Source organism: Humidesulfovibrio sp. (genome assembly GCF_030689645.1).
Classification (GTDB): domain Bacteria; phylum Desulfobacterota; class Desulfovibrionia; order Desulfovibrionales; family Desulfovibrionaceae; genus Humidesulfovibrio.
The window spans coordinates 13,393-40,185 of sequence record NZ_JAUYFU010000078.1 but is presented as its reverse complement, the minus strand read 5'-3'; the positions used below and the strand labels follow the sequence as shown (position 1 = coordinate 40,185).

Annotated in this window: 27 protein-coding genes; 10 read left to right on the top strand and 17 right to left on the bottom strand. The window is 62.8% G+C overall.

The window, feature by feature from the left end; all coding sequences use genetic code 11:
• From Q8O35_RS11170 to Q8O35_RS11160, 3 genes are all read right to left on the bottom strand, one after another.
• Window positions 1–288: YbaK/EbsC family protein (locus Q8O35_RS11170; protein ID WP_305573285.1), on the bottom strand; the 288-nt coding region annotated here is incomplete at its 3' end.
• Window positions 289–297: 9 nt separating this feature from the next.
• A complete protein-coding gene (locus Q8O35_RS11165) occupies window positions 298–948 on the bottom strand; it encodes a class I SAM-dependent methyltransferase (RefSeq protein WP_305573283.1) in 651 nt (216 codons plus the stop codon).
• Window positions 945–1,622, bottom strand: a complete 678-nt coding sequence (locus Q8O35_RS11160) for a nucleoside triphosphate pyrophosphatase (protein WP_305573281.1) — start codon at window positions 1,620–1,622, stop codon at window positions 945–947. The genes Q8O35_RS11165 and Q8O35_RS11160 overlap by 4 nt, the downstream gene beginning before the upstream one ends.
• 298 nt (window positions 1,623–1,920) lie before the next feature.
• On the opposite strand from Q8O35_RS11160, the gene Q8O35_RS11155 reads away from it, so the two are divergent.
• From Q8O35_RS11155 to Q8O35_RS11120, 8 genes are all read left to right on the top strand, one after another.
• Entirely contained in the window at window positions 1,921–2,640 is a 720-nt protein-coding gene (locus tag Q8O35_RS11155) for a flagellar motor protein MotB (RefSeq protein ID WP_305573279.1), read from the top strand.
• 10 nt (window positions 2,641–2,650) lie between these two features.
• The gene (locus tag Q8O35_RS11150; RefSeq protein ID WP_305573277.1) at window positions 2,651–3,589 is read left to right on the top strand and encodes a motility protein A; all 939 of its coding nucleotides are present in this window, start codon (window positions 2,651–2,653) and stop codon (window positions 3,587–3,589) included.
• A 154-nt stretch (window positions 3,590–3,743) separates the two neighbouring features.
• Window positions 3,744–4,712 (top strand): glucokinase, encoded by a 969-nt coding sequence (locus tag Q8O35_RS11145; RefSeq protein ID WP_305573275.1) that lies wholly within the window; start codon window positions 3,744–3,746, stop codon window positions 4,710–4,712.
• Between the two features lie 116 nt (window positions 4,713–4,828).
• Complete coding sequence (gene gpt, locus Q8O35_RS11140; protein ID WP_305573273.1) at window positions 4,829–5,311, top strand: xanthine phosphoribosyltransferase; 483 nt, start codon at window positions 4,829–4,831, stop codon at window positions 5,309–5,311.
• 125 nt (window positions 5,312–5,436) lie between these two features.
• Window positions 5,437–6,549 (top strand): BMP family ABC transporter substrate-binding protein, encoded by a 1,113-nt coding sequence (locus tag Q8O35_RS11135; RefSeq protein WP_305573271.1) that lies wholly within the window; start codon window positions 5,437–5,439, stop codon window positions 6,547–6,549.
• 7 nt (window positions 6,550–6,556) lie between these two features.
• Complete coding sequence (locus tag Q8O35_RS11130; RefSeq protein ID WP_305573269.1) at window positions 6,557–7,678, top strand: ABC transporter permease; 1,122 nt, start codon at window positions 6,557–6,559, stop codon at window positions 7,676–7,678.
• Window positions 7,675–8,595, top strand: a complete 921-nt coding sequence (locus Q8O35_RS11125) for an ABC transporter permease (protein ID WP_305573266.1) — start codon at window positions 7,675–7,677, stop codon at window positions 8,593–8,595. The genes Q8O35_RS11130 and Q8O35_RS11125 overlap by 4 nt, the downstream gene beginning before the upstream one ends.
• Before the next feature lie 81 nt (window positions 8,596–8,676).
• Window positions 8,677–10,149, top strand: a complete 1,473-nt coding sequence (locus tag Q8O35_RS11120; RefSeq protein WP_305573287.1) for an ABC transporter ATP-binding protein — start codon at window positions 8,677–8,679, stop codon at window positions 10,147–10,149.
• A gap of 408 nt (window positions 10,150–10,557) precedes the next feature.
• Here the strand turns inward: Q8O35_RS11120 and chrA are convergent, their stop codons facing one another.
• The 14 genes from chrA to Q8O35_RS11050 form a co-directional block, all read right to left on the bottom strand.
• Complete coding sequence (gene chrA, locus Q8O35_RS11115; protein WP_305573264.1) at window positions 10,558–11,679, bottom strand: chromate efflux transporter; 1,122 nt, start codon at window positions 11,677–11,679, stop codon at window positions 10,558–10,560.
• A gap of 71 nt (window positions 11,680–11,750) precedes the next feature.
• Window positions 11,751–12,221 carry a YhcH/YjgK/YiaL family protein gene (locus Q8O35_RS11110; protein WP_305573262.1) on the bottom strand — a complete coding sequence of 157 codons (471 nt, stop codon included), beginning with the start codon at window positions 12,219–12,221 and terminating at the stop codon, window positions 11,751–11,753.
• Window positions 12,222–12,249: 28 nt separating this feature from the next.
• Window positions 12,250–12,522: a hypothetical protein gene (locus Q8O35_RS11105; protein ID WP_305573260.1), complete on the bottom strand. Its 273-nt coding sequence runs from the start codon at window positions 12,520–12,522 to the stop codon at window positions 12,250–12,252.
• 172 nt (window positions 12,523–12,694) lie between these two features.
• Window positions 12,695–13,078, bottom strand: a complete 384-nt coding sequence (locus tag Q8O35_RS11100) for a 4Fe-4S binding protein (protein ID WP_305573258.1) — start codon at window positions 13,076–13,078, stop codon at window positions 12,695–12,697.
• A gap of 5 nt (window positions 13,079–13,083) precedes the next feature.
• Entirely contained in the window at window positions 13,084–14,160 is a 1,077-nt protein-coding gene (locus Q8O35_RS11095; RefSeq protein ID WP_305573256.1) for a nickel-dependent hydrogenase large subunit, read from the bottom strand.
• Window positions 14,160–14,552 (bottom strand): NADH-quinone oxidoreductase subunit C, encoded by a 393-nt coding sequence (locus Q8O35_RS11090; RefSeq protein ID WP_305573254.1) that lies wholly within the window; start codon window positions 14,550–14,552, stop codon window positions 14,160–14,162. Before Q8O35_RS11090 ends, Q8O35_RS11095 begins: the two co-directional genes overlap by 1 nt.
• On the bottom strand, window positions 14,552–14,986 hold the full coding sequence (locus Q8O35_RS11085) for an NADH-quinone oxidoreductase subunit B family protein (RefSeq protein WP_305573252.1): 435 nt from the start codon (window positions 14,984–14,986) through the stop codon (window positions 14,552–14,554). Before Q8O35_RS11085 ends, Q8O35_RS11090 begins: the two co-directional genes overlap by 1 nt.
• A gap of 4 nt (window positions 14,987–14,990) precedes the next feature.
• Entirely contained in the window at window positions 14,991–15,845 is an 855-nt protein-coding gene (locus Q8O35_RS11080) for an NADH-quinone oxidoreductase subunit H (protein WP_305573250.1), read from the bottom strand.
• Entirely contained in the window at window positions 15,842–17,674 is a 1,833-nt protein-coding gene (locus Q8O35_RS11075) for an NADH-quinone oxidoreductase subunit L (RefSeq protein WP_305573248.1), read from the bottom strand. The genes Q8O35_RS11080 and Q8O35_RS11075 overlap by 4 nt, the downstream gene beginning before the upstream one ends.
• Window positions 17,675–17,971: 297 nt before the next feature.
• Window positions 17,972–18,724: a hypothetical protein gene (locus Q8O35_RS11070; protein ID WP_305573246.1), complete on the bottom strand. Its 753-nt coding sequence runs from the start codon at window positions 18,722–18,724 to the stop codon at window positions 17,972–17,974.
• Window positions 18,725–18,775: 51 nt separating this feature from the next.
• Window positions 18,776–19,021, bottom strand: coding sequence for a hypothetical protein (locus Q8O35_RS11065; RefSeq protein WP_305573244.1), 246 nt, complete (start codon window positions 19,019–19,021; stop codon window positions 18,776–18,778).
• 59 nt (window positions 19,022–19,080) lie between these two features.
• Entirely contained in the window at window positions 19,081–19,692 is a 612-nt protein-coding gene (locus Q8O35_RS11060) for a DUF4881 domain-containing protein (RefSeq protein ID WP_305573242.1), read from the bottom strand.
• A gap of 46 nt (window positions 19,693–19,738) precedes the next feature.
• Window positions 19,739–20,785, bottom strand: a complete 1,047-nt coding sequence (locus Q8O35_RS11055; protein ID WP_305573240.1) for a sulfite exporter TauE/SafE family protein — start codon at window positions 20,783–20,785, stop codon at window positions 19,739–19,741.
• A 28-nt stretch (window positions 20,786–20,813) separates the two neighbouring features.
• Window positions 20,814–21,113, bottom strand: coding sequence for a DVU0150 family protein (locus Q8O35_RS11050; RefSeq protein ID WP_305573238.1), 300 nt, complete (start codon window positions 21,111–21,113; stop codon window positions 20,814–20,816).
• Window positions 21,114–21,382: 269 nt separating this feature from the next.
• Between Q8O35_RS11050 and Q8O35_RS11045 the strand changes: the two genes are divergently transcribed.
• Together Q8O35_RS11045 and Q8O35_RS11040 are read left to right on the top strand one after the other, a co-directional pair.
• Window positions 21,383–23,956 (top strand): sigma 54-interacting transcriptional regulator, encoded by a 2,574-nt coding sequence (locus tag Q8O35_RS11045; protein WP_305573236.1) that lies wholly within the window; start codon window positions 21,383–21,385, stop codon window positions 23,954–23,956.
• Window positions 23,957–24,068: 112 nt separating this feature from the next.
• On the top strand, window positions 24,069–26,753 hold the full coding sequence (locus tag Q8O35_RS11040; protein ID WP_305573234.1) for a PEP/pyruvate-binding domain-containing protein: 2,685 nt from the start codon (window positions 24,069–24,071) through the stop codon (window positions 26,751–26,753).
• The last annotated feature ends 40 nt before the right edge of the window (window positions 26,754–26,793 follow it).

Sequence of the window (26,793 nt, the reverse complement as noted above, 5' to 3'; positions counted from 1 at the left end):
CTCAAGGACCGAATGCGCCGACAAGGGGGCGAGGTCCTTGCGCTCAACGCCGCACAGCCGCGCCAGCCTGGCGTGGTCCACGCGCAGCGTGCCGCGCAGGGCCGCCAGCACCAGCCGCCCGTCGCGGGTGGCGAAGGCGATGGTCTTGACGATGCGCGCCGTGTCGAAGGTGAGGCTTTCCGCGTCGGCCATGGTGCGCGCGGGGGCGTGCTCGTGCAGGACAAAGGGCAGGCCGCTGGCCCGGACACGTTCCAGCAGGGCTTCGAAGTCGGCGTGCGGGGTGGGCATCAGGCTCCTTTAGACCGCTTTCGCGGTCAGGAAAAACAGGGGGTACTCGCGCACGGCTCCAGCCGCATCGGGCTTGCGCACAAGGTGAAAGGGCAGCAGGCGCAGCACCGCCAGGCCCAAATTTTCGCACAGGGCGCGCAGCGCCTCCGGGTCAAAGCCGTTGTGCGCCGCAGACGGGCCGTCCGGCGAGGAGTCATGGAAGCTGCCGTCCTCGGGCAGCAGGTCGCCCAGAAGCAGCAGCCCGCCGGGCTTGAGCGCCTTGCGCAGGCCGCGCAGCGCGCCTTCCGCGTCCTCGATGTGGTGCAGGGCCATGAGGCTCACGGCCAGATCCGCCGAAGCGTCCGCCAGGGGCAGGGCGTCCGCGCCGCCTTCGAACACCTTAACGTCGGGCAGGTTCAGCCCGGCCAGCTTGCCGCGCAGCACGTCCAGCATGGCTGGTGACGCGTCCGCGAAGATGACGCGGGCGGCGTGCTCCTGGGCCAGGCGCAGCCCCAGGGTTCCGGTGCCGCAGCCGAAGTCCAGCACGGTCTTGCCCTCAAGGGCTCCCGCCAGATGCGAGGCCGTTGCCTCAAGCACCTGGGCGTAAAAGGCCTGGCCTATGGCGGCGCGCACGGGGTGGGCGTCCCACTGCGCAGCCCTGGCCGCAAAGGCGTCGCTCATGGCGTTCCCCATCCGCCCGAGTTTCCTGGGCGCACCCCGATGATTCCATGCTCCAGCAGGGATGCCGCGCATTCTGCTACTGGCAGGCCCACCACGTTGGTGTACGAGCCGCTCACGCGCTCCACCAGGAAGCCGCCAAGGCCTTGGATGGCGTACGCCCCTGCCTTGTCCGAGGGCTCGCCTGTGGCGGCGTAGGCGGCCAGTTCCGCCCGCGTGCTGGCGCGCATGAACACCTCGGTGCTTACGGCGAAGCACAGTGGGTCGGCCTTGCCGGGCAGGGCCAGGCAGCAGCCGGTGATGACCAGGTGCGAACGGCCTGAAAGCCGTGTGAGCATGGAGAGCGCATCGGCCTGGTCCACGGGTTTGCCCAGCACCACGGCGTCGGCCCCTGGTGCGCCGGGAAGCACCACGATGGTGTCGGCCCCCAGCACAGTGGAGTCCGGGTACAGGGCGGACACGTCCGTGGTTTTCTGCAAGGCCATGCGCCTGGCGTAGGCCTCGGGCAGCTCGCCGGGCAGGGGCGGCGGCTCCGGGGCGTTGCTGGGGCAGACTTCGAACTCAAGGCCCAGGGAGCCCAGCAGCTCGCGGCGACGCGGCGAGCTGGAGCCCAGCACCAGGGCGGACAGGGTACGGTAGGCGCCAGGGCCTGCGGGCGGGGTGAAGGCGTTGGTCATGGGCGGCTTGTGACGCCATTTCGGGACAGAGTCAATGCATGCGCGCTTCATCCTGCCTGAATTGTGTTGCGCGGTTGTCTGGGCTGATTGGTGAGGTCGGCTTCAAACCCAAGGGCGAGGCCGGGTCGGCATGGAGCGGGAAAGTGGCGAGATTTTGGCGCTGGCCGGGATGTTCGTACCGCAAGGTTTTTATTTTTCATTTTATTACAGTGTGTTGAGTTCGTTGGCAGGCAATTTGCTTCAGTGGCGTCGAGCGGCCTCCAGATTGTCTGGCGGCGGGAGACAAAGGACGTGTGGCATGGGCAATCGGGACAGATACGGGCTCTCGCGGGACGACGGCGGACGGACGCTGGCCGGTGGCGGCAATTTCGCCGAGTGGTCCGTGCCCTGGTCGGACCTGATGATGATCATGTTCATGGTCTTCGCGGTCTTGTTCATCTATTCCGGGGCCAAGGACCGGGTGGTGGCCAAGACGGAGCCCAGCCCGCCCCAGGCGGCGGAGACCAAAGCTCCCACCGATCCCATGCAGGCCTTCATGGGCCAGCTGAACGATCCTGTGCGGGACGGCAAGGCCTTCCAGAACGCAGGCGGCAGCCCGCTCAAGGAAACCTACTACCAGTCCGACAACCTCGGCATTTCCGTAGTGCGCGAGACCGACCGCCAGGTGCGCGTGTTCCTGCGCGGAGACCTGTTCTTCAGTCCTGGCGGCGACGCCTTGTCCGAGAACAGCGGCCAGTATCTGGCCCGCATCGCCGAGATTCTGCGCGTGAGCACCGGCGCCGTGCTGGTGGTGGGGCACAGCGCCGAGGATGAAACCGGGACGCCCGAGGAGAGCCTTGCACTCTCGGCCAAGCGGGCGGCCAGCGTGGCGCAGTACTTCATCCGCACTGCGGGGCTGGATGCCAAGCGTTTCCTGGTGACCGGACGCGGCAGCTTCCAGCCGGAGGTTCCCGCCACGGCCGATGATGCCGACAAACGTAATCGACGTGTTGAAGTTCTCGTCCTGACAGATATTTAGGGGGACAGTCATGAGCAAGAAGAACATGATCGGAGTGCTCCTGTGCGGAGCCATTTTCGTGGGCGGATTCTGGATGAGCGGCGGCCTGGCCGTGTACTGGAACCTCGCGGCCTTTCTCATCGTCGCGGCGGGACTGTTTGCCGCCTTGTTCATGAGCTATCCCTTTGAGCGCATCCGCACCGCCTTTCTGGTGGCGCGAAGCGTGTACACCGAGCGCCAGTCCACGCCCGACGACATCGTGCGGCTGCTGCTGGAACTCTCGGTGAAGTCGCGGGTGGAGGGCATGCTGTCCCTTGAGGCCGTGCGCCAGAAGATCTCCGACAGCTTCCTGCGCAACGCCGTCACCTTCCTGGTGGACAACTACAAGGAGCGCGACATCCGCGAGTTCTTGAACACCGAAATGAACTTTTTCCGCGAGCGCCGCCAGCAGAGCGAGCGCGTGTTCCAGACCCTGGCCAAGGCCGCTCCGGCCTTCGGCGTGGCAGGCAGCGTTATCGGGCTCATCGGCATGCTCTCAGGCATCAACGACACCCAGGCCCTGGTGTCCAGCATCCCCGTGGCCTTCGTGTCCACCCTGTACGGCGTGGTTTTGAGCAACATGATTCTGGCCCCCATCGCGGAAAGCATCAATTTCCACACCGGGGCCGAGATGTTGAACCAGAAGCTCATCATGGAGGGCATCATCGCCATCTCCAAGGAGCAGAACTCCCACAGGCTGGAGAAGAAGCTCACAAGCTTCCTTTCGCCTGCGGAGCGCGAAGGAAAGGCCGAACTGCTGAAGAGCATCACCAAGAAGTACATTACCCGCCAGCGCAAGGCCGCAGCCGCCCGCGCCGAGGAAGACGAGCAGGGCCGCGCATCCTTCAATGACGCCGTGCCCATGCCACAGCCCAGAGAGGAGCCCGCGACGCACAACCTGCGCCTTGCCCCCCTGGCGCACATGACGTAAGTCCTGGCGCATGCGCGCTTCCAGCGCTCCGGCGCGATTTTGAAAGCCCCCGCCCCTTGTGGACGGGGGCTTTTGCGTGGCGCGGCGCCATTTGATTTCTCGCCGGAATGCTGTACGAAATGGCAAGACACCCCCCTCAATCAAGGAGCCACACGTGTTTCGGATTCTTGCGGCGGACATCGGCGGCACCAACAGCCGCATGGGATTTTTCGAGCTTGAGCCGGGCATGGACGAGCCGCGCCTGCTGAACATCGTCCGGCTGTCCACGGCGGAGGCGCCGTCCTTTGCCGGACTGCTGGAGCGCCTGTTCTCCGAGCAGCGCCACTTTGCCCCGGCTGATTGCGACTTGGCCGTTTTCGCCGTGCCCGGACCGGTGCAGGGCCAGCTCTGTCGGCCGCCGAACATCAAGTGGACCATTGACCTGAACGAGATCACGGGCCTGGGCTTCAAGCGCGGGGCGCTTCTCAACGACTTCGCGGCCCAGGCCTTCGCCTGCCGCAGCAGCGCCATGAACGAGGCCCAGGTGCTGCAAAGCGGCCATTCCGATCATCACGTCTACGCCGGGGCCATGGCGGTCATCGGCGCTGGCACCGGCCTTGGCCATTGCGCGCTGGTGGCCGCTGGGGCTGAGGGATTCCTGGCCGTGCCTTCCGAGGCCGGGCACGCGGCCTTCCCCTTCGTGGGGGAGGAAGAATACGCTTATGCCGAATACGTGCGGAGCGCGAGCCGTCTGGACTACTGCCATGGCGATGCCATCGTCACCGGCAGCGGCCTGGCCCGGCTGCACGCTTTTTTGACGGGCGAGAGCCTGGCCCCGGCGGAGGTTGCGGCCCGGCTGCCGCATTCGCCGCGCACGGTGGAGTGGTTCGCCAGATTCTATGGCCGCGCGGCGCGCAACTACGCCCTGGCCCTGCTGGCCACGGGCGGCGTGTACATCTCCGGCGGCGTGGCGGCCAAAAATCCCGTGCTGGTGGAGCACCCGGCGTTCCTGGCGGAGTTCCGCCGCTCGCCTTCCCATGCAAGCCTGCTCGCGGGTCTGCCGGTGCTTTTGAACAAAAATCAGGATTCCGGCGTGCACGGCGCGGCGCTCTTTGGGGCGCAGCGTTTGCGTCGCCAGGGATGAACCTGCCAATTTTCATATGGTTTTTGCCGCTGCTTCGCAGCGCGCGGCAGGCCCAGCCGGGGCTTGCCCACAGAAGCGCTCTGGGCTAAAGAAGCTGCCTTCAACGCGAGGTACCTGTGGATAAAACGCACCCCTACGACAAGGTCTACCCCGTCACCTGGGAACAGCTTCAGCGCGACTGCCGCGCCCTGTCCTGGCGGCTGGTGGAGCGCGGTCCCTGGACGGGCATCTACGCCATCACCCGCGGCGGCCTTGTTCCTGCCGCCATCATCGCCCGCGAGCTGGACGTCCGGCTCATCGACACCATCTGCATCACCAGCTACGATTGGCAAAAGCAGGGCGAAGCCTGCTCGCTCAAGTGCCCCGAGGGCGATGGCGCGGGCTGGCTCATCGTGGACGACCTGGTGGACACTGGCCGCACGGCCCGCCTTGTGCGAGAGATGCTGCCCAAGGCCCATTTCGCCACCGTGTACGCCAAGCCGGAGGGCCGCCCCCTGGTGGACACCTTTGTCACCGAGGTGAGCCAGGACACGTGGATCCTGTTCCCCTGGGACTCCACGCCGCAGTTTGTTCCGCCCATCGCCAAAGCCAGGGAATAGATTTCCGTCGCAGGAGACCTGCCTGCGCCGATACGTATTGTCTGACCGGGACAGCCCGGCTCTTTCGCACCGATTCCCCGCCCCCCGGACGTCATCCGGGACCACATCCAGGAGGAGAGTCCATCATGAAACATTGGCTGCGCGCCGCTGGCGTCCTCGTTTTCATCCTGGCCCTTGCATTGGCCGGCTGCGAAAAGGCGCCGGATAAGGCCGCCGCTCCGGCTGCCGCTGGTCCCAAGACCGGGGAGCTCAAGGTGGGCTTCGTGTACACATCCCCCGTGGGCGATGCGGGCTATTCCTGGGCTCACGATCAGGGCCGCAAGGCAGTTGAGAAGATGGACGGCGTCAAGACCTCCTATGTGGAGGCCGTGAAGGACGGCGCAGACGCCGAGCGCGTCATTGAGAACATGGCCAGGGGCGGCTTCGACCTGGTGTTCGCCACCAACTTCGGGTTCATGGATCCCACCATGAAGGTGGCCAAGGACTATCCGAACGTGAAGTTCATGCACTGCTCGGGCTTCAAGTCCTCCGAGAACGTCTCCAACTATTTCGGGCGCATCTACCAGGCCAGGTACCTCACCGGCATCACCGCAGGGCACATGACCAAGAGCAACACCATCGGCTACGTGGCCGCCTTCCCCATTCCGGAGGTCATCCGCGGCATCAACGCCTTCACCCTGGGCGTGCGCAGCGTGAACCCCAAGGCCCAGGTGCGGGTTGTCTGGACCAAGACCTGGTTCGACCCGGCCCTGGAGAAGGACGCCGCCGTGAGCCTGCTTGACGTGGGCTGCGACATCATCGCCCAGCACCAGAATTCCCCCGGCCCGCAGGAGGCAGCCCAGGAACGCGGCAAGTATTCCATCGGCTACAATTCCGACATGTCCTCCTTTGCGCCCAAGGCGCACCTCACCGCCGCCGTGTGGAACTGGGCTCCGTTGTACGAGGCCACAGTGAAGGAAGTGCGCGAGGGAACCTGGAAGGGCAACCGGGCCATTTGGTGGGGCATGGACAAGGGCGCGGTGGACATCGCCCCCTTTGGTCCCATGGTTCCCAAGGACGTGCAGGACAAGGTGCTGGCCCAGAAGGCCCTGCTCATGAAGGGCGAAGACAAGATCTTCGTCGGCCCCATCAAGGACCAGGGCGGTCAGGTCAAGATCGCCGCAGGGGTCAAGGCCGAGGACAAGGAACTGCTCGGCATGACCTGGTTCGTCGAAGGCGTGGTGGGGAGCGTCCAGTAGGAGCCCCATGAACCTCGTCATCCGCAAGCGCGAAAAGTCCCTGGGCTGGGGCGTCCTGGTTGTGTACCTGGTCGCCCTGGCCCTTGCGCTTTTCGTATGCGCGCTGCTTTTGACCCTGTCCGGCAAGTCCGGCATGGGGGGGCTGGCCATTCTGTTCCGGGCGGCTTTCGGGCAGGGGTATTCGCTTCTGGACAGCCTGGTGAAGGCCATCCCGATTTTTCTGTGCGCCCTTGGCGTGGCGCTCTCCTTCCGCATGCAGGTCTGGAACATCGGGGCCGAAGGGCAGTTCGCCTTGGGCGCGGTGGGCGCCACCTGGGCCGCGCTGACCTTCAGCGGCCTGCCCGGCTTCGCGCTCATGCCGCTGATGTTCCTCTGCGCCATGGCCTGCGGCGGGGCCTGGGGGCTGCTCCCGGCGGCCTTGCGCCTGCGCCTGGGCGTCAGCGAGATCATCTCCTCGCTCATGCTCAATTACATAGGCATCCTGCTGCTGGAATATCTCGTGTTCGGCTTCTGGAAGGACCCTGCGAGCTTCGGCTTCCCCATGACGGCGGAGTTCAGCTCCGGCGGGCAGATTGCGCGCATCGCCCCCGGCGTGCTGGGCAAGCTGCACTGGGGGCTTTTGGCCTGCCCCATTGCGGGCGTTGCCTACAGCGTGTTCCTCTCGCGCACGCGCCTGGGCTTTGAACTGGCCGCCTGCGGCGAGGGCGAGCGCGTGGCGCGCTATGCGCAGTTGCCATACGCCTTCCTCGTGTTCCTGGTCATGGGCCTGGGCGGCGCGCTGGCGGGTCTGGCGGGCAGCATTGAGATTTCGGCCACGGTGGGGCGTTTGCAGCCCACCGTCATGGTGGGCTACGGCTACACGGCCATTGTGGTGGCCTGGCTGGCCCGGCTGCGGCCTTGGGGCATCGCCTTCACCGCGTACCTTCTGGCCGCCTTCCGCGTGGGCGCGGAGGTCATGCAGCTGGAGATGCAGGTGCCTGCGGCCATTGGTCCCATCATGGAGGGCTTGATCCTGCTCTGCGTTTTGGCCGGGCAGTTCTTTCTCACCTATTCCGTGAGCCTGGGGCGCGCCCCGAAACCGGAGGCGGCCTGCCCTGGCGGGAACGGCGCTGAGGAGGCCCGCCCATGAGCCCGGAACTTGTCATCGCGCTCCTGGCCGCAGCCGTGCAGGCGGGCACGCCCATTCTCTTCGCCACCCTGGGCGAGATCATTTCCGAAAAAGCCGGAGTGCTGAACCTGGGCGTGGAGGGCGTCATGGCCCTGTCCGCCTTCGCAGCCTTCATCACCTGCCACCTGACGGGCTCGGCCTGGCTGGGCCTGCTGGCCGGGGGCATGGCCGGAACCCTGCTGTGCGGGCTCCATTCCCTGGTCTGCCAAGTGTTTTTGGGCAACCAGGTAGTATCCGGCCTGGCGCTGACGCTCTTCGGCGTGGGGCTGGCGACCTTTCTGGGCACGCCCTACGTTGGCCAGTCCACCGAGGGCTTCGCCAAGATCGCCCTGCCGCTGCTCTCGGACCTGCCTGTACTGGGGCCGATCTTCTTCCGACACGATGTGCTGGTGTACCTGTGCTACGCCTCGCCCGTGGCCGTGTGGTTCTTGTTGAACCGCACCAGCCTGGGCCTGGGCCTGCGCGCAGCGGGCGAGATGCCAGCCGCAGCCGCGGCAGCGGGCCTGAAGCCTCAGCGTCTGCGCGCCTTCGGCGTCATGGCCGGGGGGTTCTTGTGCGGACTGGGCGGCGCGTATCTGTCGCTGGCGCATACGCACCTGTGGACCACCGGGCTTTCCGGCGGACGCGGCTGGGTGGCCGTGGCCCTGGTGATCTTCGCCTTCTGGCGGCCCGGGCGCGCGGTCATCGGCGCGTTTCTCTTCGGCAGCGTCATGGCCTTCCAGCTGCGTTTGCAGGCCACGGGCACCAACGTTCCCTCGTCGCTGCTCCTGATGCTGCCCTACGCGCTCACGGTCATCGTGCTGGTGTTCTCCGCCGCGCGGGCTCGGCGTTCCGGCGCCCCAGCCGCCCTTGGCGTCAACATCGAGCCGGAGGACTAGGGCGTGAACGGGCACGAAGGATCGGAACGGCTGACCAGCGCAACCCCCCGTACGGACATCGGCGTGGCGGACGTTCTGCCCATGGTGCGCCTGTGCGGCGTCAGCAAGCGTTTTGTGCAGGTGCTGGCCAACGACCGCATCTCCCTGTCATTCATGCCAGGGCGCATCAAGGCCCTGCTGGGCGAGAACGGCGCGGGCAAGAGCACCCTCATGGCTATGCTGGCCGGGCGCTTCAAGCCCGATGCCGGGCACATGGAGGTGGCGGGCCAGCCCGTGGACTTCGCCTCCCCGCGTGAGGCCATCGCGGCTGGCATCGGCATGGTCTACCAGCACTTCATGCTGGTGGAGAACATGACCGTGGCCGAGAACGTGCTGCTGGGCCAGGAGGGCGGCATTATGCTCAACCCCACGGCCATGCGCAGGCGGGTGGCCGAACTGGCCGAGCGCTTCGGCCTGGGTATAGACGCGCGCGCGCGCGTGGGCGACCTTTCCATGGGCGAGCGCCAGCGCGTGGAGATATTGAAGCTGCTGCACCGCGAGAGCAAGATTCTGATCTTCGACGAGCCCACTGCGGTGTTGACCCCGGTAGAGGCGGAATCGCTGTTTGCGGCGCTGCGGGCCATGAGCGCCCAGGGCAAGTCCATCGTGTTCATCTCCCACAAGCTTGAGGAAGTCCTGTCCGTGGCCGACGAGATCGCCATATTGCGCCGTGGCCGCATCGAGGGCGAGTTTCTGGCCTCGGAGGTGGAGTCGCCCGCCGAGTTGGCGCGGCGCATGGTGGGCCGCGATGTGGTGCTGGAGATCGAGCGCGAGGCCGTTGCTCCGGGGCGGCTGGTGCTGGACGTCAAGCACCTCTCTGGCGGCGGGCTCGATGACGTGAGCTTCGACCTCAGGCGCGGCGAGATCCTGGCTATTGTGGGCGTTGCCGGCAACGGCCAGCAGCAATTGGTTGAGGTTGTCTGCGGCCTGGAGAAGCCGCGCGGCGGCCAGGTGGACATCCTGGGCCAGGACTGGGTGAATTTTTTCCAAAGTCGCGCATGGAAGGGCGCGCTGGCCTGGATTCCTGAGGATCGCGCTGGCTTGGCAACCTGCCGGGGGCTCAACCTCACGGACAATCTTCTGCTCACCACGCGTCAGGGCTTCGCCCACGGCCAGTGGCTGGAGCGCTCTCGCGCAAGCGAGACGGCGCAAGGCCTTGTGCGCGAACACAACGTGCAGCCGGGGAACATCGAGGCTCAGGCCTGGCAGCTTTCCGGCGGCAACCTGCAGAAGTTCGTGCTGGCCCGGGAGCTCTACCGCGAGCCCCGGCTGGTCGTGGCCGAGCAGCCCACCCAGGGCCTCGACGTGGCGGCCACCGAGGCCGTGTGGCGGCGTCTGCTGGAGGTCCGCAAGACCGCTGGCCTGCTCTTGGTCACCGGCGATCTGGCCGAGGCCCTGCAACTGGCCGACCGCGTGGCCGTCATGTTCCGCGGGCGCATCATGAACCAGTTTCCGGTGTCTGATGCGGCCCAGGTGGAGCGCATCGGCTCCCTCATGGCGGGGCTCAAGGACTAGGCGCTCAAGGTCGAACGCCGGTTTTGGCCCGTTTCCACGAGAAGGGCTGGTTCAGGCGCATGCCGAAACCGGTTGCAGTGGCCTTTGCGGTCTTGGGCCCAGGCGCCGCATGTCACGCCAGAAGCTTCGTTCCAGTCTAATATATCAAAAAAAACATCGAGTTGCTGCGCGAATGGCAGCAGCCATTTCCGCCTTTGAACCCGCAATCGGGAGAGGGGATCTGCGCTTTCGCGCACGGATTGCGCGCGTCGCGCTTGCGGCAGTGGGTGAGGTGCGGAGCACGTTCGATTGGCAGAGCATCGGCCCTGGCGTTTATTTGCAAGGCCTGTTTCAGAGGAGCAGCGCGGACGGCTGGCAAGCCTGCTCAGGGGCATTTGATGCGGCAGGCCCAGAAAAGGGCAAGAGGGGTTACAAGAGCCAGACGCCGAGCGCAACGCCGCACAGCACCACCCAGATGGGGTCCACCTTGCGCCACAGGGCCAGAGCCGCGCCAGCGCACATGGCGGCCTTGAGCGCGTTCCAGTCCGTGCCGCGCGCCAGTTGGACGCCCACCGCCAGGATGAGCCCGCCCAGCGTGGACAGCACTCCAGCCAGGGCCCGCCGGAAGGGTTGCCAGGTCAGCAGCCTGCCTGCGCAGGGCACGGTGAGCATGAGGATGAAGAAAGACGGGGTGAAGATCCAGGCCCCGGCGGTGAGCGCGCCCAGCACGCCCGCGATGTGGTAGCCCACGAAGCACGAGCCAAGCATGAACGGGCCGGGCGTCACCTGGGCCAGGGCCATGCCGTCCATGAAGGTCTCCGCGCTCATCCAGCGGTGCAGGTCCACGGTCTCGTGATACAGCGCCGGGAACACGCCGTAGCCGCCAAAGGCGATGAGGTCGGCCTTGGCCATGGACAGGGACAGGGTGAACAGCAGCGGCGCGAGGAAATACGTGGCCGCAAGCCAAGCCAGGGCCAGAGCTGCCAGGGCCAGCACGCCGCGCACAGGCGCCGGGGCGTCGGAAAGGGCCACCGGGGGGGCGGTTTCGTCTCGAAACACCACTGGCCCGGCGCACGCCGCGCCCAGGATGATCCAAGCTGGGCCGATGCCGTACAAGAAGAGCCCGCAAGCGGCGAGCGTCAGGCCCAAGCGCCGGGGGCCGCGCGCGTATTTGAGCCAGAAGTCGTACACAGCCAGGCCGATGATGCCCAGCACCACTGCGGAAAGCCCCTGCATGGCCGAGGCCGTCACCGTGAGGCCCTGGGCCGCGTGGTAGATGGCTGAAAGCGCCGTGATGAGAGCGAGCGCGGGCAGGCCGAAGCCCAGGAATCCGGCCAATGCGCCGGGCAGGCCGCGCAGGCGCAGGCCCGTATAGGCTGCGATCTGCATCAGCGTGCCGCCGGGAATGGTCTGACACAGGGCCAGCCCCAGCTTGAAGTCCTCCGCCGAGAGCCAGCCGCGCTTCAGAATGTGTTCGCGCATGAGCGGCATCATGGCTGGGCCGCCGTAGGCCGTGGCCCCCACCCGCAGAAAGCAGCCGAAGATGTCCACGAGCCGAGCGAAAGGCGCAGCCCCTGGTCCGGGGGAGTCTATTGGAGCCAGGTTCCCATGCGTTTCCGGGCTCACGGACGCAGAAGGTCGGCGCGGACCTTGACCACGGCCTTGCGCAGGGGTTGCGGCCTGGGATCGATCTTGCCCTGGCTCAGGTGGGCCTCGCCCGGCAGATAGAGGGCGAAGTGCCCCGGATGCAGGGTGAACAGGGCCGTGAAGCGGTCAGGGTGCAGGTAAAGGGTCGCATCCCTGGCCGGGTCGTAGGGCGCTTTTTCCGTCAGAGCGTCCAGGGGGAAGCGCGCGTGGACCTCCGGCCCGGTGAGGGGCAGGTGGATGTCGGCGTAGACCTGATGCGCCTCAAGCGTGGTGTCCAGCAGTGCCTTGGTGGTGGTGTCGAACACGATGAGGTAAATGTCGCGTCCGACGATCTCGTATTCGCCGGGCTCGGCCTCCGGCCCTAGAGTTTCCAGGCGGTCAAAGGCCTGTTTCCAGGCGGGCAGGGCGCTGTAACGCTGCCAGTTGGGCAGGGAGTCGAAGATCATGGGGCCTCCTGTGGGCTGTGCCGGGCTTTCAGAGCGCGCCCGGGGTCTTGCCCCTTGGGGTGGTGGAGCCGTCGTCCGCAGGCTTCGTGGTTCTGACGATCTTTCTGTTGAGGACTGCGTTGTTGGCGGCTTCCTGCGATTGTTTCGACATGGTGGTGGATTTTGCCGCAGGCTTGATGTTGTCACGCGAGGACGGAACCGGAGACGGGCGGTAGAAGTCGCTGGCCAGGGCCGGTGCCGCAAGGACTGCGGCCACGAGGGCGGCGGCCAGGGCAAGGGTTGCGAAACGCGGGCGATTCATAAAGGCCTCCTGAGCGTATCTGTAAGGTGTGCTGGTCTTATCCACTTGTAGGAGCGCGCCAGAGGCGCGTCAAGGGCGCGGAAGAGCGCCGCATCATCGCGCCAAAAGGCCAGCGCCCGCCCGGTGCTGGACCGGACGGGCGCTGGGGACGTGTGCTTGATGCGTTGGGCGGCTACTGCTCGGCTGGGGCGGCAGCGGTCTTCTTGGCGGGCTTCTCGGGAAGCTTGCCGGTCATGACGATGGTCTCGCGCACCACGGCCACCGCGCGGTGGGTGGGCTTTTGCGACAGGCAGTTCACCGGGCAGGAGTCCACGCACACGCCGCAGCCGACGCAGGCGAAGAACTCAAGTTTCCAGGTGCCCATGGTGCCCTCTTTGGTGACTTCGAGGCACTGGGAAGGGCACTTGCGCGAGCACGAGCCGCAGAAGATGCAGCGGTCAATGTCGTTGATGAGCTCGCCGCGCGCCGTGACAAAGGGATCGCGCACGAAGAACGGGTAGTTCCGCGTGGCGGCCTTGTTGAACAGGTTCGATATAACGGTAGGGAGCATTTTCATGGCGGCTACCTCTCCGTGCAGCTGATGCAGGGGTCGATGGACAGGACCACAACCGGAACGTCCGCGAAGTCCAGCCCAGGCAGGATGGCGGCCAGGGGCGGGATGTTGGCGAATGTCGGGGTGCGGATGCGCACGCGCTCCAGGAACTTGTCGCCATTGCCCTTGAGGTAGTAAAGGCACTCGCCTCTCGGCTGCTCCACGCGGGTGATGACCTCGCCCTCGGGCTTGCCCTTGACCTTAACGGCCAGTTCGGAGCCGTCGAGCTTGTCCAGGGCCTGGCGCACCAGGTCGATGGACTGGAGCGCTTCGCGGAAGCGCACGGTGGAGCGCGCCCAGCAGTCGCCGTCGGTCTCGACGATGGGCTCGAAGGCGATCTCGTCGAAGCCAGCGTACTTGAGCTGGCGCATGTCCTGGGCCACGCCGCTGCCGCGCAGCATGGGGCCTGCGGCGCCCAGGTCGTAGGCGGCCTGCTTGGTCAGCACGCCAACGCCTCTGGTACGGCGGCACACGGTGCTGTCGTGCATGATGGTGGACTGCAGGCTCCTGATGCTGGCCTCGACCTCGACCAGGGTGTCCTTGATCCAGCGGATCTGGGCCTCGTCCAGGTCGGCGCGCACGCCGCCAACGACGTTCACCGAAACGATGACGCGGTTGCCTGTGGTGGCCTCGTTCAGGTCCATGACCTTTTCGCGCACCTTCCACAGCTGCATGAACAGGCTCTCAAAGCCGAAGCTGTCGGCGAAGAGGCCCAGCCACAGCAGGTGGCTGTGCAGGCGGTGCAGCTCGCTCCAGACAACGCGCAGCATGCGCGCGCGCCGGGGCACTTCAAGCTTCATCATTTCTTCGATGCCCTGGCAGTAGCACAGGGAGTGGATCATGGAGCAGATGCCGCAAACGCGCTCAACGATCTGGATCATCTGGTTGTAGTCGCGCTTGGTGGCAAGCAGCTCCAGGCCGCGGTGCACGTAGCCCAGGGTGGGCAGGGCCTCGACGACTCTTTCGTCCTCAACCACCAGGGAGAGGTGGATGGGTTCGGGCAGCACCGGGTGCTGGGGGCCGAAGGGAATGACTGTGCGGGCCATTAGACAACCTCCTTGGCGGCGGTGCTGGTGGACTTCACCTGCATGCGGCAGAAGGGCGAAGTGGTCGTGGTCTGAACGACCTCGTTGTACAGCTTGCCCTGATAGTCGAGCACCAGGCCTTCGAAGGTGATGCCGAACTGGTCGCGGATCTCGTTCTCCACCAGGAAGGCGGTGAACAGGGCGCCGGAGATGCTGGGCACGCTGGCGCCCTTCTTGACCGTGAGGCGCAGGTTCTTGAGAACCAGATCCTTGTCGAAGTGGTAGAGGATTTCCATGTTCTCAGCGTCGATTTCGACGCTGGTCAGAGTCACCAGGCGGTAGCCGTCGGCCTTGATTTTCGTCACCTCGGCCACGAGCTGGGCGGTGGTGACCGGCGTTGCTTCAATACACATTAGCTTGCCTCCAAAATGCCCTTGAGCTTGCCCAGGCCAGTGACAACCGCGTCCATGATGGCCTCGGGTTTGGCAGGGCAGCCGGGAACGTACACGTCGACGGGAATGACCTTGTCAATGCCACCCAGCACGTTGGGGGCGTCCCTGAACACGCCGCCGGAACACCCGCAGGCGCCCACGGCGATGACCAGCTTGGGATCGGGCATCTGGCTGTAGATGTTCTTCAGGATTTCCGCGTTCCTGGGATTAACGGTGCCGGTGACCACGAGGACATCTGCGTGGCGCGGGTTGCCCACGTTGATGATGCCGAAGCGCTCCACGTCATACACCGGGGTCAGGCAGGCCAGAGTCTCGATGTCGCATCCGTTGCACGAGCCGCAGTCGAAGTGCATCAGCCACGGCGATTTGATCTGTGAAGTTTTGAGGAATGACATTGCATTACTCCATGTACAGCCAAAGGAGGTTCGCGGTCGCCAGGACCAGGGAGATGGGCGCCACCACCTTCAGCATGTGACGCCAGGTGAGGCGCGCGCTGATGTTGTCGATGACCAGGGCCGCGAACAGGAAGAGGAACGCGGTGACCACCATGGCCAGGGGGCTCGTTGCCCACAGGAAGGAGCAGATCCACAGGACAACTGTGACGTCGGCCCAGTGGGCGATTTCAAGCAGGGCGAAGTCGCGCCCGGCGTAGTCTGTGTATACGCCGCGGACGACTTCCTGGTGCATGTGGTGAGAGCCCGAGATGTCGAAGGGCGACTTGCGCAGCTTCACCAGCACCACAAAGAGCAGGCCGGGCACGATGAGCGGCATCTTGTACAGCAGCGGCTGGTCAGAGGCCATGAAGCTGTAAGCGTCGAACCCGCCGGAAACCTTGGCCATGCACAGGATGGCCACAAGGAACACCGGTTCGTAGGCCAGAAGCTGGAACAACTCGCGCTGGGCGCCGAGCTTGCTGTAAGGGGAGCTGCCGCAGAATGCGCCCAGGGCCACGAAGCTTGCGCTGGCGGCCTGGACGAAGAAGCACATCAGCACGTCCGCGCCAGCGGCGAGGAGCACGTCCGACGCCAGGGAGGCCACAAGGGCCCAGCGCACGAACAGGCCTTGCCAGTGGCTGGCAGGAGCGATGACCTTGGACCAGAGCTTGCCCACGTCGTAGAAGGGCTGCAGAAGCGGCGGCCCCATGCGCGACTGCATGCGCGCGGTGAGGACGCGGTCCACGCCGGCCACCAGGCCGCCCACCAGGGGCGCCAGGATGAGACCGGCCACTGCGAGGTAGAATGTCGTCAGATTCATATGATGGCACCTCCCACCAGGGCGAGCAAGAGCGCTCCGGCAAGGGCGCCTGCGAACTTGGTCAGTTTGGATTCGCCAAAGATCTCACTGGCGTACTCATTGCCTTCAGTCAGGGTCCAGTTGCGGCCCAAAGGACCGACGTAGGTGCCCTTCAAAACGGAGGGCAGTCCGCCGATGTAGGGCGTGGCCAGGGTGGCTGCGCTTTGGCGGCCAAGCACCTTCATGCCGATGATCCAGGCCAGCATGGCCACGATGAACAGGCCGGGCAGAAGTCCCCAGCCGCCTGCAAGGGCCGTTGCAATGTTGGACGCGGGCAGGAGCAGGGCGTTGAACCACGGTGCGGCCATGCCCAGTCCCACGGCGCCGGCCAGCATGGCCAGGATGGGCGTGCTGGTGAGGGCCGAGGTGTGGGTGGTCTTGGCCTCGATGGATTGGCCGCTCATGAGGGTGCCGGCGAAGCGCACCCAGCAGACGACGCCGAGGGCGCTGCCAAGGGCGATGAGCACCATGGCGATGGGGCTGGCGGCGGCGGCTTCAAGGGCGGCCCACTTGCCGACCAGCATGCCCAGGGGCGGCAGGATCATGGCCATGGCGCCAGCGGAGGCGGCCAAGGCCGTCACCGGGCTCTTGGAGATCAGGCCTCGCAGGTCTTCGAGGTCGCGGCTGCCCACCGTCTGCTCCATGTCGCCCACGCAGAGGAACAGCAGTCCCTTGGTGACGGCGTGGATGGCGAGCAGCACGACGCCTGCGGCCAGGGCGATGGGAGTGCCGATGCCAGCGCAAGCGATGATCAGGCCCAGGTTGGCGATGGTGGAGTAAGCCAGGATCTTCTTGGCGTTGCTCTGGCCCAAGGCGAGGGCCGAGGTGGCGAAGAAGGTGAAGGCGCCCACCAGAGCCAGCACGCGGCCTGTGGTGGTGCTCTCAAGCACTGGGCCCAGGCGCAGGCAGACGAACACGCCGACCTTGACCATGGTGCTCGAGTGCAGGAGCGCGGAAACCGGAGTGGGCGCGACCATTGCGCCCAGGAGCCAGGACTGGAAGGGCATCTGTGCGGCCTTCACGCAGCCGGCAAGGGCCAGAAGCGCAATGGGCAGCATGCTCGCACCGGCCCAGAGGGTCGGGTTCATGAGCTCGTGGATGTCGGCCATGCCGAACTGCTTCTGGATGAGGACGATGCCGCCGTGCAGGAACACGCCGCCCATGCAGTTCATCCACAAGGCGCGGAAGGCGCTCTTCTTGGACTCTTCGGTCTTGTCGTGTCCGATGAGCAGGAAGGAACACAGGGTGGTCGCCTCGTAGAAGGCCGCGAACACGCGCAGGTCGTTGGACAGGGCCAGGCCGTTCATGAAGCCGAGGAACGCCAGCAGAATCAGGAAGAAGCCGGGCTGGCGGGTCACCTTGAGGTGCAGGTGCTCCTCATGGTGCTTCATGTAGGGCAGTGCGAAAATGCAGATGAGGGAACCCACGAGGGACACCACCAGCACCAGTGCCAGGGAAAGCCCATCGCAGTAAACTGCCGACTTTGCGGCAGCGGGAGCCGCAAGCCCAAAAACGCTCATGGCGGCCAGGCCAAGCTGTGCAATGGCGAAAACGATCACCAGCACATGTTTTTCCATAAGGCCGCGGATGAGGAAGTAGATGGGCAGCGCAAAAGCTGCGCCCTCTGCAATATAGAGAGCCGTTTGAGAGGACAGGAAGCCAGGATTGGCAGTCATCGGCACCTGGGAGGCAACCCCCAGGGCTCCAACCGCCAGTGCCGCGCCGGTGGACAACACCAGTGCGGACCGTACGCCAGGGCTTTTCAGCACCAGGCAAGCAAGTCCGGCCACCAGTGGCCATAAGACAAGTACCCCAATATACGCATCAAGCATGTTTGAAACCCCCTCAAAACCTTGATGAACTTTTCTGAACGCAGGCTATTATCCCAAGATGTTGATCAAGGAAAGGGGGCTTTGCCGAGAAACTGGAAATTCTGCGGTATGAATTGGCTGGGGATCAAGACTGCTCTAGGGCGGAAAGGAATAAAAAAAAATGTCGGCACCCCGACATTTTTTTTATTTGTTCGACTTTTTTGTTTTGCAACCGGTTGTTTGAAATAGGAATACGAATGAGTTGCAGTTCGAAGTCTAGGGCAGGATTGGCCTCGCCAAGGAACCGGGCCTGATCTTTACCTCGTCCTGCATGATGGCTTCAACATCGCCCTTGACCACAGCGAAAACCAGGGCCTTGCCCAGTACCTTCTCGGCGCGGTCGTCCAGAACTTCAACCAAGGTGTTCGCGGCCAATGGTTTGGTTGAGGGCAGGCTGAAGAAAATTCGTTGCCCTTCGGGCGAGGCCATGGCTCGAAATATCTCAGACATTCCTTCATCGCGCAAGGCTTGCACGATTGGTCGTGCCATTGCAAGCATCGAAAATATAGGCACAAATGCTAAGAGCATCAACACGGCGGCTACGAGATAAGGAGACACGCCGAAGGTGCGAGAGGAAAGGGAAAGGGAAGCAGCCTGGATATCCTTGGCCGTCTGGTGAATGCGGATGCGGTAGGCCTGGCGGGGCGTGGTTTCGGTGCCGTTGCTCTGGTAATACATTATGACGCTGTGCTCGCCCGGGGCGGCGGTGGCTGGAACCGTGGCCTCGGCCCGCCAAAGGGTGCCTCCAAGCCAGAAGCCTGTGAACGTTTCGACCATGCGCAGGGATACATCAGGGCTTGAGGAGCGCAGGGACAGCTGGTCCAGCCGCTCTGTGCCGCGAGGCATGGGGTCGGTGAGGTTTAGCGACTCGCCAGGAAGAAGGTGGTGAAGCTTCGGATCCTTGCGGCCTCCAGCTATCATTCCGTCCACTGCGAAGGCTATGGCCAGGCAGATTGCGAGCGTTCCCAAAAGGCCTGCGCATCTGCGCCTGGCTTGAAGCGTGCGGTAGTTCATGCAGCCCTAAGCGCTTTCCGTGCGGTCACGCAGCTTTCGGAAACCGGCGATGCCGATGGCGAGGGTGGGCAGGAACATGGCGAAGAAAGTTTTCATGAAGGTCGAGGTGAAGGCCTCGGAGTCCACAGAGGTCGCGGCGGCCATGGCGATGCAGAGCTCGGCGATGATACCCAGGTCGATCAAGCAGATGAAGAGCTTCTGGCGTCCATTTATGCGAGACCTGGGTTCGGCAGTGTGGTCTTTGAAGATCATGCCTTGCTCCTTGTTATTTGGCGGGCCGGGTTGCCCCGGCCCGCCGCTGGGCTTGATGTCTACTTCTTGAAGATGTCGGTCTTGGTGATGTTCATGAAACGCAGGACCTTGCCGTCTTCCTTGTAGTAAACGCGGGCTTCGTCGCCTGCGTCCCAGGTGCTGTCCGGCATGGTGAAGTATTCCTCAGGCAGCTGGATGACGGAAAGCGTCTTCTGGCGGCCAGAGTAAATGGTCACGGTCTTCTTGGCCTTGTCGATCACGGGGAACTTCTTGGCCTTGTCGGTTTCCTTATCGAACACCAGCGGGTGCTTCTTGTCAATGTTCTCTTTGTAGTCGACCATCACGAAGTCAATGGTCTTGAAGTTCTGCGTGGCAGGGTCGAAGATCGTGATCTGGTTCTTCTTGTTGTCGATCTTCATGCGGCCGCCAGCCTTCGGCAAGGGGCCGACCTCATCCGGGTCAGTGGGCAAGGTGTAGGTGATGGGCGGCAGATAGGTGTAGTCCGGATTCTGCGTGTCGTTTGCCTTGTCGCGGATAAACACCATGGTCTTTGTCGCATCATCGTAGCTGATCACGCGGCCCTGGTCGACCTTTCCGGGTTCGGAGCAGCCCAGAAGCATCGCCAAGGGCAGGGCCACGAGCAGGGTGCGCCACATGCTTTTCATGCTCATATCATTCTCCTTAGAAGATTCTCTGTCGAGTTTCGGGGGTGATGACTTAGCCCTTGGCGGCCTTGGCAGCCAGTTCGCGCTTAGCGCCATGTACGAATTGGACAAAGATGTACAGCGACATAACTGCCACAACGCCAAGCACCAGGAACGTGGATGCAAGGTCAAGGATGGGCAAATTGTACTGCTTGGCGCCCAACTTGAGTATAACGGAAGTCATACAGCCGAGCACGGCGTACCCGAAGGCGTAGCGGATGCCATAGCCCTGGATGTACTTCGTGGCGACAGAGCCGACCTGCGCGCCCATGGAGGCGCCGACGAGCATGATGACCGCAGCCACGAGCTCAGTGCGGCCCTTGTAGGTGTAGGTGCCAGCGCCGTACAGGCCGGAGATGGCGACTTCGAACAGGTCGGTGCCGACGGCCACGTGGGTCGGGCAGCCGACGATGTAAATGAGCGAAGGCATGCGGATAAGACCGCCGCCGATGCCGAGGATGCCGGCCAGCCAGCCGGTGAGGAAGCTAACCGCAACGGGGAGCCACATGGTGCAGGTGATGCCGGCTTCGTTGAAGTGCATCATGGGAGGAATCTTGATGGCGTGGAACTTCTTGTGCCACTCGACGCCAACGGCCTGGGAGGCGTCCTTGCCAGCGGCGCGCATCTCATTTTCCTTGCGCTTCTTCACGTTGATGTCGTGGAAGACCATCCAGGCGATGAGCGCGAGCAGGACAACGTACATGTAGCGCACGACCTTCTCAACGCTGCCGACGCGCTCTAGCCACATGATCATTTGTGCGCCTATTTCAAAGCCCACAACTGTTCCTACAAGCATGATGATGCCGAGTTTGTAGTCGACGTTGCCGAACTTGCCGTGACGCATGGTGGAAATGAGGGACTTGCCCGCCATGTGGGCGATGTCCGTGCCGATGGCGAACGCCATGGGGAAGCCAAGGATGTTAAGGCCGGGGGTGACCATCCATGCGCCGCCCATGCCGAAGAACCCGCCGATGATGCCCACGCCAACACCAAGGATGATGAGGCCGGGCCAGAAAATTTTCACGCCCGCGATGGGCATGAGTACGTACAACCATTCCATATCGCACACTCCTCTTGGTTGGTCTGCGTTAGTGACCGACGTTGCCGCGCGACTTCAGGTCGATGCCGATGAAGCCCATGATAAAGTCAGCAAACACGCCGAAAAGGACTCCGATGACAGGAATCAAGGCCATTGTAAGAAGTGCGAAGTATAAATGGCTCTCATTATAAAGGTTGGTCCACCAAGCTTCCCAGCCAGTGAACTTGCGTGTGTCTGCAACGATGACCACGTTTTCGATCTTGCCTCCGCCTGCCGCCAGGGCGTACCCAGGCAATGTAAGGCAGAGGAGCATGAAACAGCTGAACAGCTTGTAAATACGAGCTTTCATTGAATCCTCCTAAAGCTAGTTCTAGAAACTCGAACCCCAGCCACACATCCGGCCTTCGCTATTGGACTTTCCGCCTGCTAGGCCGGTTCAATCCCCCGGATTTTGTGAAAAACAGAGCAAGCAGCGTGCCACGTGAAAAAACTTGACGGAATCATTGTGTTTATTGTAATCGTGCAGGTGTTGCCGGGCTGATTGCGCAATGTTTTTTGCGTGTTTCTTGGTGGGCTTTTGCGCGAAAATGTGTGGTCGCTGGCGGTTGCAAGGGGGGGATGCTTGTGTTCTTGAGGGCTTATCGAGCCAAGGTCGAGATGGCGGCGAGCAATCAGTTTTTCGCCACATGGAGCGTTCGCAGGAAGCTGTTGACGTCTCTCATTCCTGCCATACTGTTTGTTCTGGTGGTGGCGGGGTATGTGACCAACTGGTTTTCGACACGTTACCTGACCCAGGCATTGCAACGCACGGCGCAGGTTCAGAACTTGGCGCAAGCTCGCGAGCTTGAGCAGACCCTTGATTACTTCCGTCTGTCGCTCACCTCGTTGTCAGGAAAACGGCTGGACAGGGAGCAGCTTGAGGTTGCTTTCGAACAATGGGGCATCCATCACCCTGGGGCTGCGAAGGAGTTGTCGTTCGTCGGCGTCAATGCCGAAGATACTGTTATTTTGGTTCAAACAGCCTCCGGCGTATCAGAAATACGCCATGATCACTACAACTTCATCAAGGTCAGCCCGGTGACGCAGGCGCTTAAGCTGCGCGGCCTCAAGCCTGGCCAGGTCGCATTTTCAGAACTCACAGAGGTTGTCTATCCTCCCTCCGCCTTCCCGCGTCAGGCTGGGGCGCAGGGCTTTGTGCTCTACAGGCTGACCGCGCCCGTGCATGACGCCCTGGGGACCTTGCGCGGCTACCTGGTCCTTGGTCTGGACGCTCATGTTCTGCGCAACATACTCTCGCTCTATAATTCTCAAAAGTCACCGCTCTATGCCTTTGCCCGCACGAGCGAGATGCGGTTTAGCTACTATTTTGACGACCATGGCTGGATTCTGTTCCAATCAGAAAATTTGGAGGAGCCGGAACGCGAACTCTCCGCCGAAATGGCTCGCCTTGGCATGACTGGCGACTATGGCATGCCTGGCTATGAAAAAGCCTTTCGCCCCCTTCCTAAGCACGAATCATATTGGCGCATGGTGGTGGACATCCAGGCGGGGCATAGCGGGGTAGACGACATCGAGCTGCCGCAGGATGGTGCTGGCTTCCTGAGCTCCAGCCACTTCCTCGTGTACGCGCCGGTATTCTTCCTTTCCAATCCGGAGAAGGGACCAGAGGTCATTGGCGGCATCGCCTACGTGGACCGCAGCCGGCTCACGGACGTGGCGGAGTTCCGGCATATGGACGTGATGATGGTCATCACCTTGTCTGGCATGGGGCTGGTGGCCTTGGTCGTCGTGTTCATCAGCCGGGCCATCACCAGACCTTTGCATCAGTTGACGGCAGAAATCCGCACGATGTTTGAGACCAAGTCCCTGCGGCCCATCCGTCTGGATAAGCGAGATCTGGAGTCCGACTTGCTCACCCGCGCCCTGAACAAGATGATTCTGTCCATACAAGACAAGCAGGAGCAGATCCGTCGACGCGACGAGCAGATTCATCAGGTTCAGCAACGCGAGAAGATCTCCTTTGACAGTGAGGTGCCCGCGTCCGTGGGTTGGCGTCTTGTGGGTGAAATACCGGACCTCATCGGTCAGAGCCAGCCCATCGTCACCTTGCAAAGCATGATCCGAAAGGCCGCCAGTACCGAGGCCGACGTGCTTGTGGTCGGCGAGACAGGCACCGGCAAAGAACTGACTGCAGAGGGCATTCACAAGTTCAGCAGCCGCGCCAACAAACCTTTTATTTCAATAAACTGTGGCGGGCTTGATGAAAACCTTCTCATGGACACTCTTTTCGGACATGTGAAAGGAGCTTTTACCGAGGCCCGCACGGACCGGAAGGGCGCATTTCTTGCCAGTGATGGCGGAACGCTGTTTCTTGACGAAATCGGTACAGCAACGGATAAGGTCCAGAAGGCGCTTTTACGCGCCCTGTCTGTGCGGCGCATACGCCCCCTTGGCAGCGACAAGGAGGTGGAGTTCAACGTGCGCGTCATTGCCGCAACGAATGTGGACCTTATGGAATTGGTGCAACGCGGCGAGTTTCGCGATGATTTGTACTACCGTCTCAAAGTGATCTCGATCCAGACGCCCTCCCTGCGGCAGCGAAAAGAGGATATCCCCATCCTTTCCAACCACTTTCTCAGGGAATTGGCGGGGGCAACAGGAAAGCCTGAGCTTGGCCTTTCCCGCGGTGCGCTGGAAAAGCTCATGAACCATGACTGGCCCGGTAACGTGCGTGAACTGAAGAATTGCATCACGAGGGCCAGCGCCTTCGCCGAGAGCGCGGTTCTTTATGCCGAGGACCTGATGTTCGACGACGCCACGGTAAGTCCGTCCCTGCTGTTTGGAGACGGCACGGTGGGAGCTTTGAGCCAGGCTCCATCAAGACTTGCGCCGCCGCCTGAGCAATCCTACAGGCGGGAGCCTGCAGCCTCGGAACAGGAGGATGCTGCCCCCCCACAACGCCCGCCGATGCCTGAGGCCGAGCCTCTGCGCGAGCTGACGGGCAACCAGCGGGTGCAGACGGCGCTTCGACTGGCCAGGGAGCGCGGATCATTCTCCCGGGTTGACTATCAAAATGCTGTGGGTGCAGGAATTTCGCAAAGAACTGCGCAGTATGATTTGCAGGCCCTGGTTAAGCGCGGCGTATTGCGCAAGACTGGCAAGGGTCCGTCAACATTGTATTTATTAACGTAGTGCGTGTTATTTTAATGCGGCTGTTGCGTGATTTTAGAGTGATTGCGGGAATGGATATTGTTGCGCGACAGCGGCTTGGGTTGATTTGGACGAGCGAGGGGGGCGGATAAGGATGGCTGTGCAGAGCGAGATCCTGACAAACATCAAGAAGCTGTATTTGTTCTTGCGCGGTAAGAAGTCCGTGTGCCCTGAAGACGAAGCCATCCAAGGAGCTTTTCGCAAAAAATATAAGTATTTTCAGGAGCTGCTTGAATCGAATTCAGAGCTTCTCAAGATCGTCTCGGACATGGAAGTCAAGCTGCGCGGCGAGCAGGTGTTTGGCATGTCCTATATCCGCGCCCAAGCGACCCGGGCTGTTTTCCACGCTTTGCGCATGGCAGGAAGCTTTGTGCACCTTTCTGGAGAACAGAACCCTCGCTTGCGTGAAAAAGTCGAAGAGATTCAATCCAATATTAAGGCTGATCTTGAATCGCGCAAGACGTATCAATGCCCAGACCATGTGCTCCCATACAAAGCAGTGAACCTGGCCATGGTGGACGCCGTTGGTGGGAAGAGCGCCAACCTGGGCGAGATAATGAACCGAGTTGGCCTGCCGATCCCACGCGGATACGCCATCACCACCAGCGCTTTCCAGACTTTCTTCGAGCGTGCTGGGCTTTGGGCCGAAATCAAGCGCATCAAGCTTGGCATTATCCCTGGCGCCCCGGATTCCTTGGATCAGGCAAGCGAGGAGATTCAGCGCGCCATTCTCACGGCTGTTATGCCCCCGGCCCTGGAGCAGGAGATCTTGGCTGAGCATGCCCGTCTGGCGAGAGAATGCGGCAAGCCGCCAGAAGAGCTTTCAGTAGCTTTGCGCTCCAGCGCCATAGGCGAAGACAGCGAGTTCTCCTTTGCGGGCCAGTATCTCTCAGTTTTGAACGTGCCGCGCCGCCGCCTGCTCACCACCTACCGCTTCGTGCTGGCAAGCTTGTATAATTCACGGGCCATATCCTATCGGTTGCTCAAGGGCATTGTGGACGAGGACATGAGCATGAGCGTGGCTTGCCTGGAGATGATCAGCTCCGTGGCCAGCGGCGTCATGTACACGCGCCACCCCTTCAATCGCCACGATGACCGCGTTCTTATCAACGCTGTGTGGGGTCTTGGCCCCTATGCAGTGGACGGAGTCATCACCCCAGACACCCAGTCCCTCCCGCGGGACACGATGATTCCGGAGGATGTGCGCGTGGCCGAGAAGCCGGTCATGCTGGTGTGCGGCAAAGGAGGCGCGCTCGTTGAGGAGCCGGTCCCGGAACATCTGCGGGGCAAGCCTTGCCTGGACCGGGCCCAGACGCGCATCCTTGCGGATTATGCCCTCAAGCTTGAGACCCATTACGGCACGGCTCAGGACATAGAATGGGCGTTGACGCCGGACGGAAGACTGCTGGTGCTTCAGTCTCGACCTTTGGGCCTGGTGGCGGGAGATGCGCTTATTCCCGCAGGAATGCCCCGCGTGGAAGGCCGCGCCGTTGTGATTCAAGGCGGAGATGTGGCGCAGCCGGGCATCGGCGCCGGGATCGCCTATGTGGTGTCTCGCGATGACGACTTGAATGATTTTCCCGAAGGCGGAGTGCTTGTGGCCCCGCAGTCATCGCCAAAATTCATGGTGCTGATGCAGAAGGCTCAGGCCATTCTCACTGATTTCGGCAGCATCACTGGGCACATGGCTTCGCTGTCGCGAGAGTTCGGCGTGCCGACGATCCTTGGGCTCAAGACCGCCACACAGGACATCAAGACTGGTGACGTAATCACCGTGGATGCGTATTCCGGCTTTGTGTACGCAGGGCTGGTGGACGAGCTCATGGCGTTTAAGGCGCCCAAGGCCGCGCATATGGAAGGCACCCCTGTGCACGAGGTTCTCACGCGGGTGGCCAGGCACATCATTCCGTTGAACCTCACAGACCCCAAGGGGCCCGACTTCCGGGTTGCCGGATGCCGCACCTTGCATGACGTCATGCGCCTGCTGCACGAGCGCTGCTACACCGAAATGTTCAAGCTGAGCGACATGGCCAGCGGCGAATCAGGCGTGGCTCGAAGGCTGCGCGCCCAGACGGGGCTTGATCTCTATGTCATCGACCTGGGCGGCGGGGTTGAGGACGGCGTTGCCCGGGACAAGGATTTGGAGCCAGAGGAGGTTTGCTCCAAGCCCTTCAAGGCGCTTTTGGACGGACTGACCCTAGATGCCGCCCAACTGATGACGCCTCGTCCCGTGCAGGTCAAGGGCCTGCTTTCGGTCATGGGCCAGCAGATGCTCTCCAACCCCAGTGCTGGCGGTCAACGATTCGGAGACCGCAGCTATGCCATCATTTCGGATAAGTACATCAATTTCAGCTCACGCGTAGGCTATCATTACGGTGTGCTGGACTGCTACTGCGGCCGCACCGTGAGCAAGAACTACATTACCTTCTCGTTCAAGGGCGGCGCAGCCGACGACGCCAAGCGCGCCCGGCGCGCTCGGGCCATTGGGCTCATTCTGGAGGCCAATGGCTTCACCGTCGATGTGCAGGGTGACCGCGTTGTGGGCCGTTTGCAAAAATTCGACACGGAAGTGATTCTGGAGAAGCTCTGGCTCATGGGCAAGCTTTTGCAATTCACCAGGCAAACCGACATGCTGATGGTGAACGACAAGAGCGTTGAGGCCATGGCCCAATGCTTTTTGTCCGGCAGATACGTGTTGGATGGGTCGTGCCCGTTGACCGAGGTTGCCGTCAAACCCTTCAAGGCAGCACCCCTCAAGCCCAAGGAAGGCCCGCACTGATGCAGCCTTCAGGCGCACGGGATGCTCGGAGAAGGGGAAT